Source organism: Modestobacter sp. VKM Ac-2985 (assembly GCF_026967925.1).
In the GTDB taxonomy this organism is placed as follows: Bacteria; Actinomycetota; Actinomycetes; order Mycobacteriales; family Geodermatophilaceae; genus Modestobacter.
In genome coordinates, this window is the sequence record NZ_JAPVBI010000002.1 from 102536 (window position 1) to 118694 (window position 16159).

The window sequence follows — 16159 nt, forward strand, 5'->3', positions numbered from 1 at the left end:
CGAGGACCACGTGCCCAGCCCCCAGACGCTCAGCGCAGCCGACCGACGGCTCCTCGCCGGCTGGGCCGCCGACTGCGCCGAACACGTCCTGCCGCTGTTCGAGGCCGCGGCGCCCGACGACGAGCGCATGCGCGACGCCATCGCGCGCGCCCGGGCCTTCGGCCGTGGCGAGCTCGACACGGCAGGAGAGATCCGCCGGCGCTTCCTCGCCGGTCGAGCAGCCGGCGCGGTCACCTCACCCGCTGCTGCGGCGGCGGCCCGTGCCGGGGCGCAGGCGGCCGGCGTCGCCCACATGGGCGCGCACGCGCTCGGCGCAGCCGCCTACGCCGCCAAGGCCGCCGGGCTCGCGGCAGCCGAGCCCGACGCCGTGGTCCACGAGGTGCGCTGGCAGCTCGACCGCCTCACGATGCCGACCCGATCGGCGCTGCGGCAGCTGCCGCGGCTGGGTGAGGACTCGGCCGGACCCCTCGGTCCGGGGCTCCTGGCCACCGGCGTCCTGGCGGACGTCATCCGACGCATCCAGGCCGACATCGCCGCGCGATGAACGTCAGACCGGGATGACCTCGACGAACTCGTCAGCCCCCTGCAGATCGGCCGCGTTGCGGGTGTAGAGCCGTGCGCCGTGGGCGTGCGCGGTCGCGGCGATCAGCAGGTCCATCGCCCGGGCACGCGGTCGACGACCTGCCGCGACCACTGCGGCGGCCAACTGCCCGTAGCTGGCCGCAACGGCCTCGTCGACGGGCAGGGCGTCGAACCGCCCCTGCAGGACGGACAAGCGGCGCAGCCGCTCGGCCCGCGCCGCTGGGTCGGCGGTGACGAGCACACCGAAGTGCAGCTCGGCCAGCGTCACGGCGCTGACGGCCAGTTCACCGGCCAGTGGGCCGACGTCCCGGGCGATGACGACGCTGGTGTCCAGGACAGCCCTCACCGTGGCACCCACGGGTCGCTGATCTCCCGGTCGACGAGCTCACGGTCCTGCTCCCACGTCGGGTCGGCGGGCCCGGAGAACAGCTCCTCGACGTCGGCCCACGAACGCCAGGTGCGCGCGTTGGCGGGCACGAGACGGACGCTGGGCCGGCCGGCCACCGTAACGGTGACCTCCTCGCCCGCTTCGACGCGTCGGATGAGGTCAGAGGCCTGCTGGCGCAGCTCACGGAGTCCGACGGTCGCCATGCCACCAAAGTAGCACTTGTGCTACCGAGCAGCCGTCAGTTCGCGGAGGACACCTCGTAGACGTGCACGTTCTCCAGCCCGTCCGGCGTCACCTCCCGGCCCGGGGGGTCCGTCAGCGGGTCACCCCACGCGACGAAGGTGGCGATCCCCCGCTCCTCCAGCAGCTCGTCCAGCCCCTCGCCCAGCTCGTGGTCGCGCGGCTGGCCGTAGAACTGGCACTCCAGCTCGAAGCAGATCACCGCCGTCCGCTCCCAGAAGCCGTTGGACGCGACCGGGCCGGTCACCCCGCCGGCGCTGCGCAGCGCGGCCGCCACCTCCTGGGCCCGGGCCCCCTCGTCCGCCTGCTCCAGCATCCGCGGCACCGCCTGCAGCGCCACCGTCAGGGCCAGCACGGTCGCACCCACCGGCAGCAGCCAGCGCCGCCGCCGGGCGGGCTGGGTGGCCAGCAGCTCCTGCACCAGCAGCACCGCCGGGACGGCGAGCAGCAGCAGCAGGAACCAGGTGTACCGGCGCTCCACGAACAGCACCGCGTAGCCGCCGGCGTAGATCGCCCCCGCGGCGACGATCCCGGTCACCACCAGCCGGGACGACGACTCCACTCGCTCACGGCGTCGCACGAAGAGCACGAGCACGGTGCCGGCGATGCCCAGCGCGGACACCACGACCATGTCGTCGGTCAGCAGGTCGGTGCCCAGCAGGACGGTGTCGGTGACGTTGTCCAGCAGCCGGTCCGCCGACTCGCCGCCGGCGTCCCAGCCGTCGGCGTTCACCGGCATCCGGGACGGGTCCTCCCAGATGCTCACCGCCTCCTCGCTCGGCGGCGTCAGCAGCCCGGCGTAGCGGATCGGGTTGCCCTCCGACCCCGGCCCGGCGATCGTCACGTTGTAGCGGGCCGACTTGGTCACGGTGAACCGGTCGTAGGTCGCCGTCAGCGCCGCCACCCAGGGCGCGAACAGGACGCCGATCACCACGACCGCCAGCACGCCGGAGGCGCCCACCCGGCGCCAGGCCCCGGGCACACCCCGCGACCGGTACAGGTGCAGCACCAGCACCACCGCCAGGTGGACGACGACGAACGGCAGCGCGTAGATCTTGGTCAGCACCGCCAGCCCGGCCCACAGCCCGGCCCGCAGCGCGACTGACCGGCTGGTCGGGAAGTCCGGCCGGAGCACCTCGCTGCACCACAGCAGCAGGAAGCCCGCCATCAGCACGTCGACGAAGACGCCGTAGTGCGCCATGGCGAGCAGGAACGGGCTGATCGCCAGGGCCATGGCGTCGCGCACGGCGGGCCGCGCCCCGGCGACGTCCGCGAGCCGGCGGAACGCCACCAGCGCGAGGACGGCGGAGGCCACCTGCAGCACGCCGGCGGCCAGCAGCGGCTCCACGCCGACCACGAGCAGCGGCACGAGGAACCACGACCAGAGCGGCCCCCAGTAGCCGTTGACCGGCAGCCCGCCCTCGGCGTACTGCCGGGCGATCGACACGTAGGCCAGGCCGTCGAGCCCGATGTCGTTGCGGAACAGCGGCGCGAGCAGCAGCCCGACGACCGCGAGCGGGGCGACCACGGCCACCGTCCGCCAGGGCTCCCGGGTCACTGCGTGCCAGCCGGACGTACGGGGCTCGGCTCGCGTCGCCGTCGTGCTCACGCCGCCGCCTCGACGCCGCCGCGCCGGCCGCGCTGCTGCCGCAGCTCGAAGGCGAAGCCGGCTGCGTTGGCGACCTGGGAGACGGCCATCAGCCCGGCCAGCGGCACCGCCCGGGCGAGCGGGGCCCGGCCGAACGGGTAGGTCAGCAGCTCCCAGTAGAAGCGCGCCGGCTCGATCCGCACCTTCCCCTCCCCGGCGGCGACCCGGCGGCGGTGCACGTCGTAGGCACCGCGCCCGTAGTTCCAGTGCTGCCGGCAGAAGCCGCGCAGCGCCATGGTGTGCGAGTGCCGGACGACCGCGTCCGGGGCCTCGACCATGTCCCGGCCGGTCCGCCGCCAGCGCTCGCACAGCTCCCGGTCCTCCCCACCCGGCCGGGGGAAGGTGGTGTCGAAGCCACCCAGCGCCAGGAAGTCCGCCCGGGGGACGGCGAGGTTGTTGCTGGCGAAGAAGCGGCTCGCCGCACCGTCGGAGAACCACTCGTAGAGGAAGCCGACCAGCAGCTGACTGGCCTCGGCGCACCGCTGGTCGGGCAGCGCGTTGACGATCGAGCCGCCGATCATCGCCTCAGGGGTGGCCCGGTGGGTGGCGGCGAGCGCCCCGACCCAGCCCGGCTCCGGCTCGCAGTCGTCGTCGGTGAACGCCAGCAGCTGCCCGGCGGCCTGCTCGGCGCCGACGTTGCGCGCCACCGCCGGGCCGGCGTTGGCCTGCCGGTGCACGGTCAGCCGCAGCCGGTCGGTGAACTCCGGGAGCAGCGCGGCGAGCGGCTCGGGGCTGCCGTCGTCCACCACGACCACCTCGAAGGAGTCCCGGGGGTGGTCCTGGCCGGCCAACGCGGTCAGGCAGCTGCGCAGCCGGTCCGGACGCCGGTAGGCGGGGATGACGACCGACACGTCGGGCTCGCTCATCGGGCCGGCACCGCCTCGGCCAGCCGCTCCCGGTCCCTGCGGCGCAGGTGCTGCATCCGGTCCATCTCGAAGACGGCGAGGACCTCCGGTGCCCGCCCGGCCCCGCGCAGGTACCCGAGAGCCTGCCCGGCGGCGTCCAGCACCAGCGCGGCGATCATCCCGGGCAGCGCCCGCGGGAACAGCCGCGCGTGTTCGCGCCCCGGTGCCAGGTGCTCGGCACGGATCCGCCGGAACCGCACCGCCGGGATGAGCGGCGCGGCAACGGCGTACAGCACGCGCTTGGCCGCCGGCCACCGTTCCTGGCGGCGCCGCTCGTCGCCGTAGAGCCGGCCGGCGTTGACCCGCAGGTCCGCCGTCGCCGGGAGGGTCGAGGGGTTGACGTGGGCGATCCGGGCGTCCGCGGCCAGGAACATCCGTCCGCCGTCCGCTCGCAGCCGGTCGTGCAGGCCCCCGCCCCGGACCATGAGGTCGGGCAGCTCCTCGCCGAAGGCGGCCAGCGCCGCCCGTCGGTAGGACCCGTTGTGGCTCGGCACGTCGCGCATCTCCCCCGCCGCGGCCGGGTCGATCCACCAGCCGTACCCGAGCACCAGGTTCGCCCAGCTGAGGCTGCTGTCCGGGTTGGCGTTCTCCATCACCGACCCGACCGAGACCCACGGCGCGTCGCGGTAGGCCGCGAGCACCGCCCGGACCCAGCCGGGGGCGACGTAGGCGTGGTCCTCGATGACGGCGACCAGGTCCGCGCTCGCCGCCAGCACCCCCCGGGCTGCGGCCCGGTCGACGTTGGGGATCGCGCCGACGGCCACCGTGCGGGTGGCCGCGAAACCGACCAGCTCGCTGGGCCGGGCATCGGCGACCGCGGCCTCGGTGGTGGCGACAAGCACCAGCTCCAGCTGGTCGGCGTCGTCCTGCTCACGCAGGTGGCGGACGGTGCGCCGCACGTGCGCGAAGTCGTGCGGGCTCACGACCACGATGGACAGGGCCGGACCGGTGCTCATGCAGATGACCTCACGTCGTCGGCGGCAGGGGGCAGCAGGGAGCGGTAGAGCCGTTCGAGGCGCTGGACGGTGACGTGCTCGGCGTAGCTGGTCAGCGCGATCTCCCGACCACGGCGACCGAGCTCCTCGCACCGCGGCCGGTCGATCAGCAGGGACCGCAGCGCTGCGGCGAGCGAGTCCACGGAACCGGGCCGGACCAGCAGGCCGGTGCTGTCGTGCCGGACCACCTCGCCGGGTCCGCCGAGGTCGCTGGCGACGACGGCGGTGCCACGCATCATCGCCTCCAGGGTGACGTTGCCCAGCGGCTCCTCCCACACCCCGGGGACGGCCTGCACCCAAGCGGTGTCGAACCGCCGCTCCAGGGTCTCCCGATCCAGGTGCCCGGTGACCTCGACCTGCGCGGCGAGGCCCAGCCGGTCGACCTGCTCGTCCAGCGCTGCGCGGCCGGGGCCGTCCCCGGCGACCAGCAGCCGGGCGTCCGGCACCGCGGCGGCGACCTGCGCGAACGCGTCGACCAGCACCTGCACGCCCTTCTCCGGCACGAGCCGGCCGGCGAAGGCCACCGTGGGCGGTCCGGTCAGCGGCGGGCGCGCCGGCCGCTGCCGGACGCCGTTGGGGATCACGTCGGCCACCGGGATGCCGTTCTCCTCCAGCCGCCGGCGCATCGTCTCGCTCAGGGTGATCACCGCGTCCAGCGACCCGGCCCAGCGCCTGCGCAGCTGCTGCTGGGTCATGTCCAGCACCCAGGACTGCGGCGTCACGCACCGGTTCCGCAGGCAGGCCCGCCCGGCCGGGACCGCGCAGCGCGAGCCGTCGGGCAGCACCTTCGTCCCGCGCGGGCAGATGGCCTTGTAGTAGACGGCCTGCCACACGGTCGGGACGCCCCGCAGCAGCGGGAGGACGAGCGGGGAGAGCTGGGTCAGGTACATCCGGAGGTGGACGACGTCGGGCCGGAAGCTCGCCAGCTCCCGGCGCAGGGCCAGCGCGGCCGAGGGGTTGGCCGTCTGGGAGAGCACCCGCAGCTTCGGGTGGGTGGTGCCGAAGCAGACGGCGTCCGCCTGCGAGGGGACCCCGAGCTCCGAGGCACCGGAGGACAGCAGCCGGACCTCGTGGCCGGCACCCCGCAACAGGTCCCGGGTGCGCAGGGCCTGCAGCTCGGCACCCCCGACCGGGGTCCCGCCGTCGTTGAGCAGCAGCACCCTCACCCAGTCGGCCCCGCGGACTGCGCGACGGACACCAGTGCACCGGTGGCGGCCGACTCCTCCGCCGCCTCCACGACGGCCAGGCTGCGCACGCCGTCCTCGATCGTCGCACCGGTCGCGGCCCCGGTCCGGGCGTCGTCGACGAACGCCGTCAGAGCGGCGGCGAACGACGGCTCGGGCGGGGGACGCAGGCGGTCCAGGGTGGCCGACACGCCGGAGACGAGCGCCCGGGCCGCGGCCGCCGGGCCACCGGCAGCGCTGGCCGGGACGACGGTGAGCCGCCGCCGGCCCATCCGGTCGGCCTCCAGGGTGGCGCTGGTGCCCAGGACCTCGATCCGGTCGCTGGCGGCGGCGGACACCGTGGCCAGCAGCTGGGCGACAGCGCCGGTGGACAGCTGCAGCGTCACCGCGGCGGTGTCCTGGACGCTGTGCCGCGAGGAGATCGACGCAGAGACGGCCTGGACCTCCGCGCCGAGCAGGAAGCGGACCAGGTCGACGTGGTGGGAGGCGAGGTCGAGCAGCGCGCCGCCACCGGTCTCCCGGACGCGCTTCCACTCCGGCACCTCGCGCGGCGCCGAGCTGAACACCGAACGGAGCGCGACGACCTCCCCCAGCTGCTGGTCGGCGAGCACCTGGCGGACCTGCCGGTAGAGCGGGTGGAACCGGAAGTTGAAGCCCATCGCGCCCGTCTTGCCACTGGCCGCCCAGGCCGCGTGGACCCGGCGCGCCTCCTCGCCGTCCAGCGCCAGCGGCTTCTCCACGTAGGTGTGCCGGCCGGCCTCGAACGAGGCGATCGCGGTCTCGGCGTGCAGGTGGGTGGGCAGGCAGATGACCACCGCCTCGACCGCGGGCATCGCCAGCAGCCCCTCCACGTCGGCGACGCCGACCGTGCCGGGCGCCAGTTCCAGTGCCGCCGCCCGGGCACCGGCGTTCTGCTCGGCGACGGCGACGAGTCGGGCCGAGGGCAGGTCGCGCAGGATCGGCAGGTGGAACATCCGGGCGATCCGGCCACAGCCCACCAGGCCCACGCCGATCGGTGCGCTCACGTCCACTCCCCTGGCTCGACGGCGCCGCCGGGCGGGTGGCGACGTTCCGGAACAGGCTAGCGGCCGGACCCAGCCCGTCCCGTCGGTCGCCGGGACGGGCGCCGGCGGCGTGTTAGCGTCCGCTCCGGTCCTGATCAACGCCCTCGGGCGTGCCCACGACGGGTGCCGCACCGCACCGACAGGGAGCCTTCCGATGAGCGGACCACCGTCGCTCTCCCTCGTGCTGCCCGTCCACCGGGACGGCCCGGAGCTGCGCCGCTGCCTCGCCGCGATCGACGCCCTGGACCCGGCACCGGTCGAGGTGGTCGTGGTCGTGGACGGCGCCGATCCGGAGGTCGTGGAGCGGGTGCGGCCGCACGCCACCGAGGTGATCCCGCTGACCACCCGGGGCGGCCCGGGTCGCGCCCGGAACATCGGCGCGCGCACCGCGCGGGGAGACGTGCTGCTCTTCATCGACGCCGACGTCGAGGTGCCCACCGACCTCGTCGGCCGGGTCGCGGCCCACGTGGAGGCCCACCCCGAGATCGATGCGCTCATCGGCTCCTACGACGACTCCCCGGGCGCACCGAACTTCCTCTCCCAGTACAAGAACCTGCTCAACCACTTCGTGCACCACCGCTCCCGCCGGGAGGGGTTCACCTTCTGGGGAGCGTGCGGCGCGATCCGCCGGTCGGCGTTCACCGACCTGGGCGGCTTCGACGAGTCCTACACCGAGCCCAGCATCGAGGACATCGAGCTCGGCCAGCGGCTGCGGGCCGCCGGTGGGCGCATCCACGTCGTCCCGGAGATCCAGGTCAAGCACCTCAAGCGGTGGACGGCGACCTCGCTGGTGCGCGCCGACGTGCTGTCCCGGGCGCTGCCCTGGAGCGAGCTCATCGTCAGCCGCACCGGCTTCGACGACGACCTGAACATCGACCGGGCCGGCCGCGCGAAGGTGGCCGCGACCGGGACCCTGCTGCTGGGCCTGCTCGCCGGACGGCGAGGGGCCGGGCGTGGGCTCGCGGCGGCATCGGCAGGCGCGCTGCTGGCCCTGGACGCCCCCCTGCTGCGGTTCTACGCCCGGCACCGCGGGGTGCCGTTCGCCGCCGCCACCGTCCCGTGGTTGTGGCTCTCCTACGCCTACAGCGGCGCGGTCTTCGGGTACGTCGTCGTCCGCCACCACCTGGCGCCCACCGCCACGCCGTCGGTCAGGAGCGCGCCCCGGCCCTGACGGTCACCGGGAGCCGGGCGTCGACGTCACCGTGACCCGGTCGTCGTCCCGCAGGGACAGCAGGTGGGCGCTGAGCCGGCGCGCCAGCGCCATGATGGTGAAGGTCGGCGTGGCGCACTCGCCGGTGGGGAACACCGACGCGGTCGCGATGTACAGGTTGTCGGTGCCGAAGACCCGGCAGTCCCGGTCCACCACCCCCTCCTCCGGTCGCGCCGCCATCCGGGTCGCCCCGATGTGGTGGTTGGCGTCCCCGGCATCGGAGAGGGTCAGCTCGTCGGGCCCGAAGTCGAGCTCGCCGAGGCCGGCGCGGGCGAAGGCGGCGGGCAACAGGCGCTGCAGCCGGGCGAAGGACTCGTGGTCCAGCGGGCTGAGCTGCCAGTCGATCTCCAGCTCCGGCATGCCCAGCGCGTCCCGGCGCGGGCCCAGCCGCAGCCGGCTCTCCGGGTTGGGGGCCTGCTCCAGGTAGATCGCCGTCGCGTAGTGCGCCACCCGTCCGCGTCGCCGGCGGTGCACCCGCTGGCCGGCGTACTGGCGCAGCGTGCGCGGAGCTGCCGCGCGGGCCAGCGTCGCCGCCGTGAGCCCCCGGGCGCTGCGGGTCCGCAGCGCCTCCCGCACGGCGATCACGTCCGCGGCGGGGTAGTCCAGCTCGTAGTCGAAGACCGGACGCACCGACACCGCGTGGTCCAGCAGCCGGTGCTCCCGCTGCTCGTCGAGGGAGAGGCCGAACAGCAGCTGGTCCCGGGGCAGCGGGTCGGTGGCCAGCCAGTCGGCCATCCCCCGCAGGGCGGGGCTCGGCCGCAGGACCGCCCGCTTGGTCTTGGGGTGGTCCTGGAAGTAGCGCCCCACCAGGCCGTGGGCGTTGCCGATGCCCTCGGGGACCTGGCGGTAGGACGCCAGCAGCAGCCGGGCCGGCTCCAGTCCGCCGGTGGCCAGCACGACCTGGTCGGCGGTGAGGTCGGCCCGGCGCCCGCCGGGCGAGGCGACCCTGACGGTCCGCACCCGCCGGTGGGCGTCGTCGAGCACGAGCTCGGTCACCGTCGCCCCGAGGAGCACCTGGACGTTCGGCGTGTCGCGGAGCTCCGCGCGGTAGCGCTCCGCCATCCGCAGCGGGCTCGCCTGCCAGTGCAGCAGCGAGCCGTCGATCCCCGCAGCGGCGCACTCCGCGGCCAGCGGGTGCCGCTCACCGCCGTCCACCAGCGTGTCGACGTCGGCGATCCCGTGGTCCCGCGCCACCTCGGCGTGGAAGGGCAGGAGCTCCGCGCGGCTGACCGGCCAGCCGCTGCCCGGCACCCAGTCCCGCTGCTGGAAGGTCAGCGGGTTGAGCAGCCGCCACTTGCCGGTCCAGATGGTCGACGTGCCGCCCAGCTGCCGGATCCGGGTCTCGCCACGGAACCTCGGGTCGAGGTAGGGGTTGTGCGGGCCCTCGGGATCGGGTTCGCGCAGCGGCTTGCCGACGTTGCGGAACCGCGCGAGGTCCTGGGCGGCCGGGTCGAAGGAGTCCCGGCCGGCCTCGATGAGCAGCACCCGGACGCCGCGGCGGCCGAGCTGCACGGCGAGGTCGATCCCGGCGAAACCCGCCCCCACGACGGCGACGTCCGCGTGCGCGACGTCCTCGTGCACGTCGGCCAGCTCCACGATCACGGCGCCCCCCGGGCTGGACATCGGCCTGGGCCTCCGACGTCCGCGTCGGGGCGCCAGAACAGTAACGCGCGGGCTCCCGCGCCCAGCGCACCGCCGGACCGCCCCGTCGTAGGGTCCACGGATGGTCGCAGCCACCGTCGTCATCTCGACCTTCAACCGGCCCGAGCTGCTGGCCGAGGCCGTGCACAGCGCACTGGCCCAGACCGGGGTCGACCACGAGGTGCTCGTCGTCGACGACGCGTCCACCACGCCGGTCCGGCTCGAACCGCACCCCCTGCTGCGGGTGGTCCGGCTCGAGACCAACCGGGGCGTCTCCGCGGCCCGCAACGTCGGCCTGGCCGAGGCGCGCGGACGGTGGATCACCTACCTCGACGACGACGACCTGCTCCTCCCGGACCACCTCGAGGTGGCGCTCACGGCGCTGGCCGACACCGACCTCCCCGCGCCGGTGGCCTCGCTGTCCGGGGTGGAGGTCGTGGACCGCACCGGCCGGGTCGTGGAGACCCGGCTGCCCCCGACCCTGCCGCGGGGCGCCCGGTTCCACCTGGAGCCCCCGCAGCCCGGTCGCTCGTTCGCGCTGAAGTCGACCCTGGTGGTGGAGCGCACCGTGCTGCAGGAGATCGGCGGGTGGGACGAGTCCTTCCGCTCCCGGGTGCAGACCGAGCTGTTCCTCCGGCTCAACCCGGTCTGCTCGCTCCTCGGGCTGCCCACCACCACCTACCGGCGGCGGCGGCACGACGGCCCGCAGGTCTCCGGTGACCCGGCGGTCCGGGCGCGCAGCATGCGGATGCTCGAGGCCAAGCACGGCGACGTGTTCGCCGCCGCCGGCCGGGGACGGCACGCCGAGCTGGTGTGCCACCAGGCGGTCAAGCTCTGGGACGGCGGTCAGCGCGGCCCGGCGCTGAGCACCTGGGTCCGGGCACTCCGGCTGCACCCGCTGACCACCGGGCGCAGCTCCCTGGCCGCGGTGCGGGACCGGGTGGGGTCAGGGCGTCGCTGACCCCCGGCGGGACGTCGGCGCCCGGCGCAGCGCGTCCCGGAGGCCACCGGTGGTGCGCCGGGGGTCGAGCCGCGCGTGCCGCGCCGTCGCGGTGAACGCAGCCACGGGCTGACCGGCGCGCACCGAGGTGCGGGCGTGCTGGGCGAGGAGGTCGGCATACCCCTCGGGATGGGCGCGCAGCAGCTCCCCGTGGGTGGCAACGAGCTGCCGGAAGCTGCGCTGCCGCAGCCGCCGGTCGGTGGAGATGCGCGGCCCCTCGTGCGCCCGCAGCTCGTAGGTGACCTCCGGGAGGCCGACGATCGAGCAGACCGGGTTGAGCCGCCAGAACAGCTCGGTGACCACCCGCGACCGGAAGGTCTCGTCGAAGCCACCGATCGCCAGCAGGACCGCGCGGGGGACGACGAGGGTCTGCTTCCCGAAGTACGAGCGACCCTCCTGGACCGGCTCGAGGGAGAAGTGCGCGCCGCGCGGGCACAGGTCGGGCGGCAGCCGGACGTCGACCTCGGCCCCGTCGCGGTCGAGCACCGCCACCCCGGACAGCGCGGCCACCGGCGCCGGCGCCTCGGCCGCGGCGATCACCTCGAGGGAGCGCTGCACCATCGCCGGCCGGAGCCGGTCGTCGTCGTCGAGGAAGGTGACGAACTCGGTGGTGGCCAGCGAGATCCCGAGGTTGCGGGCCGCCGAGACCCCCCGGGGACGCAGGTGGCGGACGACGTCCAGCCGGGGGTGGGCCGGCAGCTCGACCGGGGTCTGCGACCCGTCGTCGACGACCAGCACCCGGGTGTCCGCGGCGGTCTGGCCCAGCGCGCTGTCCACCGCGTCGCGGACCAGCGCCGGCCGGTCCCGGGTGGGGACGACGACGGTGCAGGACGTCATGACCGGTGCGGGACGGGTGCGGCGCGCCCCGGGATCCGCCGCCCGGCCTGGTCGGCGCCCGCGACGACCTCCTCGTGGTACTCCGCGTCGGTGTTGACCTTCCAGGGGTCCCAGTCCTCGCCGAGGAGGTTCCGCGCGGCCAGCAGCGCGGACATCATCGAGTGGTCCTGGTTGTTGTACTTGTGCATCCCGTTGCGGCCGACGGTCTGCAGGTTCGTGGCGACGGCGTCCAGCCACCCGCGGATGACCCCGACGTTCATCGCGTAGCTGTCGTCGTAGACCGGGTAGGCCTTGGGCATCCGCACCACGGTCGCGTCCTGGACCTCGGCGGGGTCCACCAGCCCGATCTGCGCGCACTCGCGGATGCCCAGCCGGATGAGGGCCTCGTCGTCCTGCTCCCACAGGTGCACGTCGCCCTCGGTGGTGAAGTACTCCAGCCCCAGCGCGGTCTGCGAGGAGTCCGGGACCATGTCCGGTGACCAGTTCTTGTAGTTCTGGATGCGGCCGAGCAGCACCTCGGGCTCGTGGATGTAGATCCAGTTGTCCGGGAACACGTCGGGGCGGTCCACCACCAGGACGACGGTGAGGTAGTCGCGGTAGTCCAGGGCGGCGGCCGCCTCCCGCACGTGCGGCGGTGCGGCCGGTCGCATGGCGGACACCAGCTCCCGCAGCGGCAGGGTGGCGATGAAGTCCGTGCCGGCGACCTCCCGCCGTCCCGCGGCGTCCTCGGCCACCACGTGGGTCACCCGGTCACCGGCGTGGTGGACCTCGACGACCCGGGTGCCGAGGGTCACGGCGCCACCGGCCGAGCGGATCTGCTCGGCGGCGTGCTCCCACATCTGACCCGGCCCCTGCCGCGGGTAGGCGAAGACCTCGATCAGCGTCTTGATCACCGCACTGCCCGCCCGCTGCCGCCGGGGCAGCGCGTGCCGGACGGCGGACAGCAGGGACAGGCCCTTGATCCGCTGCGCAGCCCAGTCCGCGGAGATCTCCGTGCAGGGCCGGCCCCAGACCTTCTCGGTGTAGGTCTTGAAGAAGATCCGGTACAGCCGGAGCCCGAAGTTGTTGACGATCCAGTCCTCGAAGTTGCGCACCTCGCGGCGGGGGAAGGCCCGGGCCCGCAGGTAGGACAGCACGCACAGCACCGAGGTGCCCACCCCGAGCTTGCGCAGGGTGTCGACCGCCTTGATCGGGTAGTCGAAGAACCGGCGCCGGTAGTAGATCCGGGACATCCGCCGCACGGACAGCCACTCCGTGGGCGGGAGGATGTCCCGCCACAGCTTCTCCACCTCGGGTGACTTGCTGAAGAAGCGGTGGCCCCCGATGTCGAAGCGGAAGCCCTTGTACTCCTCGGTGCGCGAGATGCCCCCGACCTTCCTCGGGTCGGCCTCCAGGACCTCGACGGCGACGTCGTCCCGGCTGAGCCGCCAGGCCGCCGTCAGGCCGGCCGGACCGGCGCCCAGGACGACCACGTGCTGGGATCCGGTGGCGGTCGTGGCCTCGCTGGCCGTTCCGGTGTCCATGAGCTCCTCGTCCTCGGGCGGCGGTCGAACGGGGACCAGGGTGGCACAGCGACGCGCCCCCACCCGGGCCGGTCCGGGTGCCGCCCGGTCGCGCTTGAGTAGCCTCGGCCGCTGGACCTGACCACCGTCGGCGCACCCCCGGGACCCTCATCGCGATGCTCGACCTCGCTCGCAAGTGCTCCGACCTGATCGGTCCCGGCCATCGCCTCCGGTGGGTCGTCGTCCTGCTCCTCGCCCTGCTCGCCGCCGGCCTGGAGGTGCTCGGCGCGCTGCTGGTCGTGTGGCTGCTGGCCGGCATCACCACCGAGGCCAGCGCCTTCGACCTGCCCCTGCTCGGCGACCTGCGGGACGTCCTGCCCGGCTGGGACGAGACGGTGCTGGCCGTCGTCGTCGGCGGGTCGATCGCCGGGGTCTTCCTGCTGCGCGGCGTGGTGATCGTGGGGCAGGCCTACGTGCAGTACCGGGTGGCCGAGAACGCCGGGGCCCGGCTGGCGACCCGGCTGCTCGAGGGCTACCTGGCGATGCCGAACACCTTCCACCTGCAGCGGAACTCGGCCGAGCTGGTCCGCAACACCTACGACATCGTGCAGCAGTTCGTCCGCGAGGCCCTCGTGCCCGCGGTCAAGCTGCTCTCGCACTCGCTGATCATCGTCGGGCTGGTCGCGGTGCTGCTGGTCACCAGCCCGGTGGCCACCCTCCTGGTGATCGCCGTCCTCGGGCCGCTCGTGTGGGCCCTGCTGCGGCTGGTGCAGCCGCGGGTCAAACGACTCGGCCAGGTCTCCCAGGCGATGTCCAAGACCACCCTGCAGACGCTGAGCGAGAGCCTCGCCGGCTGGCGCGACATCACCCTGCTGGGCAACCAGCCGTTCTTCGTGCAGCGCTTCGCCGAGGACCGCCGGAGCCTGTCCCGCACCCGCTACCTCCGGTCGACGGCCAAGGAGGTGCCCCGGGTGGCGCTGGAGAGCTGCCTGGTGCTCGCCATCCTGAGCGTCCTGGGGGTCAGCCTGCTGACCGAGGGCGGAGCGCTGGACGCGCTCCCGACCCTCGGCCTGTTCGGCTACGCGGCGGTGCGCCTGCAGCCTTCGTTGAACGAGGTGCTGGCCGCGCTGAACGCGTTGAAGTTCGTCAGCCCGGGGATCGACCTGCTGCACGCGGACCTGCGGCTCTTCCCGCCGCCGAGGACCTCCGGCAGCCCTTCGGTGGAGCCCGTCCCGCTGCGCGAGGAGCTGTGCGTGGAGGACGTCAGCGTCCGCTACCCCGGCGCACACCGGAACTCCCTCACCGACGTCCGGCTCACCGTCCGGGCCGGGGAGTTCCTCGGCATCGTCGGTCCGACCGGGGGCGGCAAGAGCACGCTCGTCGACGTCATGCTCGGGCTGATCGAACCCGCCTCGGGTCGGGTGACGGTCGACGGCCGGGACATCGCCTCCTCGGCGGCCGGCTGGCACACCAGCCTGGGCGTGGTGCACCAGGTGGTCCACCTGTCCGACACCACGCTGCGCGGCAACATCGCCCTCGGCGTGCCCGCGCACGAGGTGGACGAGACCCGGGTCGCCGAGGCCGTCACCCTGGCCCAGCTCGACGGCTTCGTCTCCTCGCTCCCCGAGGGGCTGGACACGGTGATCGGCGAACGCGGGGTCAAGGTCTCCGGCGGGCAGCGCCAGCGGCTGGCCATCGCCCGGGCGCTGTACCGGCGGCCCAGCGTGATCTTCTTCGACGAGGGGACGTCGGCGCTGGACAGCCAGACGGAGAGCCAGCTGATGGCCGCCCTGTCCGCGCTGCGGAACGACCGCACGATCATCGCCGTGGCGCACCGGCTGAGCACCGTGCAGGACTGCGACCGGGTGGCGCTGGTCGACGACGGGCGGCTGGTCGACGTGGCCCCGTTCCCCGAGCTGGTGCAGCGCAACGGCAGGCTGCTGGGGGCGCCAGGCTGATCCAGGCCTGGGCGCGGCTCAGCCGACGATGGTGCGGAAGTGCTCGATCGTGCGCTCCAGGCCCTCGCGCAGCTCCACCGTCGGCGCCCAGCCCAGCTGCTCCCGGGCCCGGGTGATGTCCGGCTGGCGCCGGGTCGGGTCGTCGACCGGCAGCGGCCGGCGGTCCAGCGTCGAGCCGGAACCGCTGAGCTCCACGACCAGGTCGGCGAGCTCCCGGATGGTGAACTCGCCCGGGTTCCCGAGGTTGATCGGGCCGGTGACCTCCCGGGAGCTGGCCATCATCGCCACCAGCCCGTCGATGATGTCGTCGACGTAGCAGAACGACCGGGTCTGCGACCCGTCGCCGTAGACGGTCAGCGGCTCGTCGGCCAGCGCGGAGACGACGAAGTTGGAGACGACCCGGCCGTCCTGCGGGTGCATCCGCGGGCCGTAGGTGTTGAACAGCCGGACGACCTTGATGTCCAGCTCGTGCTGCCGCCAGTAGTCGAAGAACAGCGTCTCCGCCGCGCGCTTGCCCTCGTCGTAGCAGGCTCGCGGGCCGATCGGGTTGACCCGGCCCCAGTAGTCCTCGGTCTGCGGGTGCACCTCGGGGTCGCCGTAGACCTCCGACGTCGAGGTGAGCAGGATCCGTGCCTTCGTCCGCTTCGCCAGGCCGAGCGCGTTGATCGACCCGTGCACCGCCGTCTTGGTGGTCTGCACCGGGTCGCGCTGGTAGTGGATCGGCGAGGCCGGACAGGCCAGGTGGTAGATCTCGTCGACCTCCACGTACAGCGGGAACGTGACGTCGTGCCGCATCAGCTCGAAGCGCGGGTGCCCGAGCAGATGGGCCACGTTCGACTTCGTCGAGGAGTAGAAGTTGTCCACGCACAGCACGTCGTGCCCGAGGTCGATCAGCCGGTCGCACAGGTGCGAGCCGATGAAGCCGGCACCTCCGGTGACCATGACCCGCTTGCTCTGCGGCACGTCGTGCCCTCCTGTCGTCCTGCTGCGCACCCGGTCGAGTGG

The 16159-nt window shown here is 74.1% G+C and carries 15 protein-coding genes; 4 read left to right on the top strand and 11 right to left on the bottom strand.

Annotated elements, in window-relative coordinates:
- The first annotated feature begins 10 nt into the window (after nt 1–10).
- Complete coding sequence (locus O2V61_RS09700) at nt 11–544, top strand: putative immunity protein (RefSeq protein WP_269183107.1); 534 nt, start codon at nt 11–13, stop codon at nt 542–544.
- 3 nt (nt 545–547) lie between these two features.
- On the opposite strand, the gene O2V61_RS09705 is transcribed toward O2V61_RS09700, so the two are convergent.
- Genes O2V61_RS09705 through O2V61_RS09735 form a run of 7 tightly spaced genes read right to left on the bottom strand, consistent with a single transcriptional unit; the run spans nt 548 to nt 6967 of the window.
- Nucleotides 548–928, bottom strand: coding sequence for a PIN domain-containing protein (locus O2V61_RS09705; RefSeq protein ID WP_269183108.1), 381 nt, complete (start codon nt 926–928; stop codon nt 548–550).
- Nucleotides 925–1173 (bottom strand): type II toxin-antitoxin system Phd/YefM family antitoxin, encoded by a 249-nt coding sequence (locus tag O2V61_RS09710; RefSeq protein WP_269183109.1) that lies wholly within the window; start codon nt 1171–1173, stop codon nt 925–927. The genes O2V61_RS09705 and O2V61_RS09710 overlap by 4 nt, the downstream gene beginning before the upstream one ends.
- A gap of 35 nt (nt 1174–1208) precedes the next feature.
- On the bottom strand, nt 1209–2819 hold the full coding sequence (locus tag O2V61_RS09715) for a glycosyltransferase 87 family protein (protein WP_269183110.1): 1611 nt from the start codon (nt 2817–2819) through the stop codon (nt 1209–1211).
- Nucleotides 2816–3724 (bottom strand): glycosyltransferase family 2 protein, encoded by a 909-nt coding sequence (locus O2V61_RS09720; protein WP_269183111.1) that lies wholly within the window; start codon nt 3722–3724, stop codon nt 2816–2818. Before O2V61_RS09720 ends, O2V61_RS09715 begins: the two co-directional genes overlap by 4 nt.
- Nucleotides 3721–4719: a hypothetical protein gene (locus O2V61_RS09725; protein WP_269183112.1), complete on the bottom strand. Its 999-nt coding sequence runs from the start codon at nt 4717–4719 to the stop codon at nt 3721–3723. The genes O2V61_RS09720 and O2V61_RS09725 overlap by 4 nt, the downstream gene beginning before the upstream one ends.
- Complete coding sequence (locus O2V61_RS09730; protein ID WP_269183113.1) at nt 4716–5924, bottom strand: glycosyltransferase family 4 protein; 1209 nt, start codon at nt 5922–5924, stop codon at nt 4716–4718. The genes O2V61_RS09725 and O2V61_RS09730 overlap by 4 nt, the downstream gene beginning before the upstream one ends.
- On the bottom strand, nt 5921–6967 hold the full coding sequence (locus O2V61_RS09735) for a Gfo/Idh/MocA family protein (protein ID WP_269183114.1): 1047 nt from the start codon (nt 6965–6967) through the stop codon (nt 5921–5923). The genes O2V61_RS09730 and O2V61_RS09735 overlap by 4 nt, the downstream gene beginning before the upstream one ends.
- A gap of 193 nt (nt 6968–7160) precedes the next feature.
- Here O2V61_RS09735 and O2V61_RS09740 point away from each other — a divergent pair, with 193 nt between their 5' ends.
- Nucleotides 7161–8177, top strand: coding sequence for a glycosyltransferase family 2 protein (locus tag O2V61_RS09740; protein WP_269183115.1), 1017 nt, complete (start codon nt 7161–7163; stop codon nt 8175–8177).
- Between the two features lie 3 nt (nt 8178–8180).
- On the opposite strand, the gene O2V61_RS09745 is transcribed toward O2V61_RS09740, so the two are convergent.
- The gene (locus tag O2V61_RS09745; protein ID WP_269183116.1) at nt 8181–9839 is read right to left on the bottom strand and encodes an FAD-dependent oxidoreductase; all 1659 of its coding nucleotides are present in this window, start codon (nt 9837–9839) and stop codon (nt 8181–8183) included.
- Nucleotides 9840–9939: 100 nt separating this feature from the next.
- Between O2V61_RS09745 and O2V61_RS09750 the strand changes: the two genes are divergently transcribed.
- A complete protein-coding gene (locus O2V61_RS09750; protein WP_269183117.1) occupies nt 9940–10818 on the top strand; it encodes a glycosyltransferase family 2 protein in 879 nt (292 codons plus the stop codon).
- On the opposite strand, the gene O2V61_RS09755 is transcribed toward O2V61_RS09750, so the two are convergent.
- A complete protein-coding gene (locus O2V61_RS09755; RefSeq protein ID WP_269183118.1) occupies nt 10804–11694 on the bottom strand; it encodes a glycosyltransferase family A protein in 891 nt (296 codons plus the stop codon). The genes O2V61_RS09750 and O2V61_RS09755 overlap by 15 nt on opposite strands.
- Nucleotides 11691–13217 carry an NAD(P)/FAD-dependent oxidoreductase gene (locus tag O2V61_RS09760; protein WP_269183119.1) on the bottom strand — a complete coding sequence of 509 codons (1527 nt, stop codon included), beginning with the start codon at nt 13215–13217 and terminating at the stop codon, nt 11691–11693. The genes O2V61_RS09755 and O2V61_RS09760 overlap by 4 nt, the downstream gene beginning before the upstream one ends.
- Before the next feature lie 155 nt (nt 13218–13372).
- Here O2V61_RS09760 and O2V61_RS09765 point away from each other — a divergent pair, with 155 nt between their 5' ends.
- Nucleotides 13373–15154 (top strand): ABC transporter ATP-binding protein, encoded by a 1782-nt coding sequence (locus tag O2V61_RS09765; RefSeq protein WP_269183120.1) that lies wholly within the window; start codon nt 13373–13375, stop codon nt 15152–15154.
- Between the two features lie 18 nt (nt 15155–15172).
- Here O2V61_RS09765 and O2V61_RS09770 read toward each other — a convergent pair whose 3' ends face one another.
- A complete protein-coding gene (locus O2V61_RS09770) occupies nt 15173–16117 on the bottom strand; it encodes a UDP-glucuronic acid decarboxylase family protein (protein ID WP_269183121.1) in 945 nt (314 codons plus the stop codon).
- Nucleotides 16118–16159 lie beyond the last annotated feature (42 nt).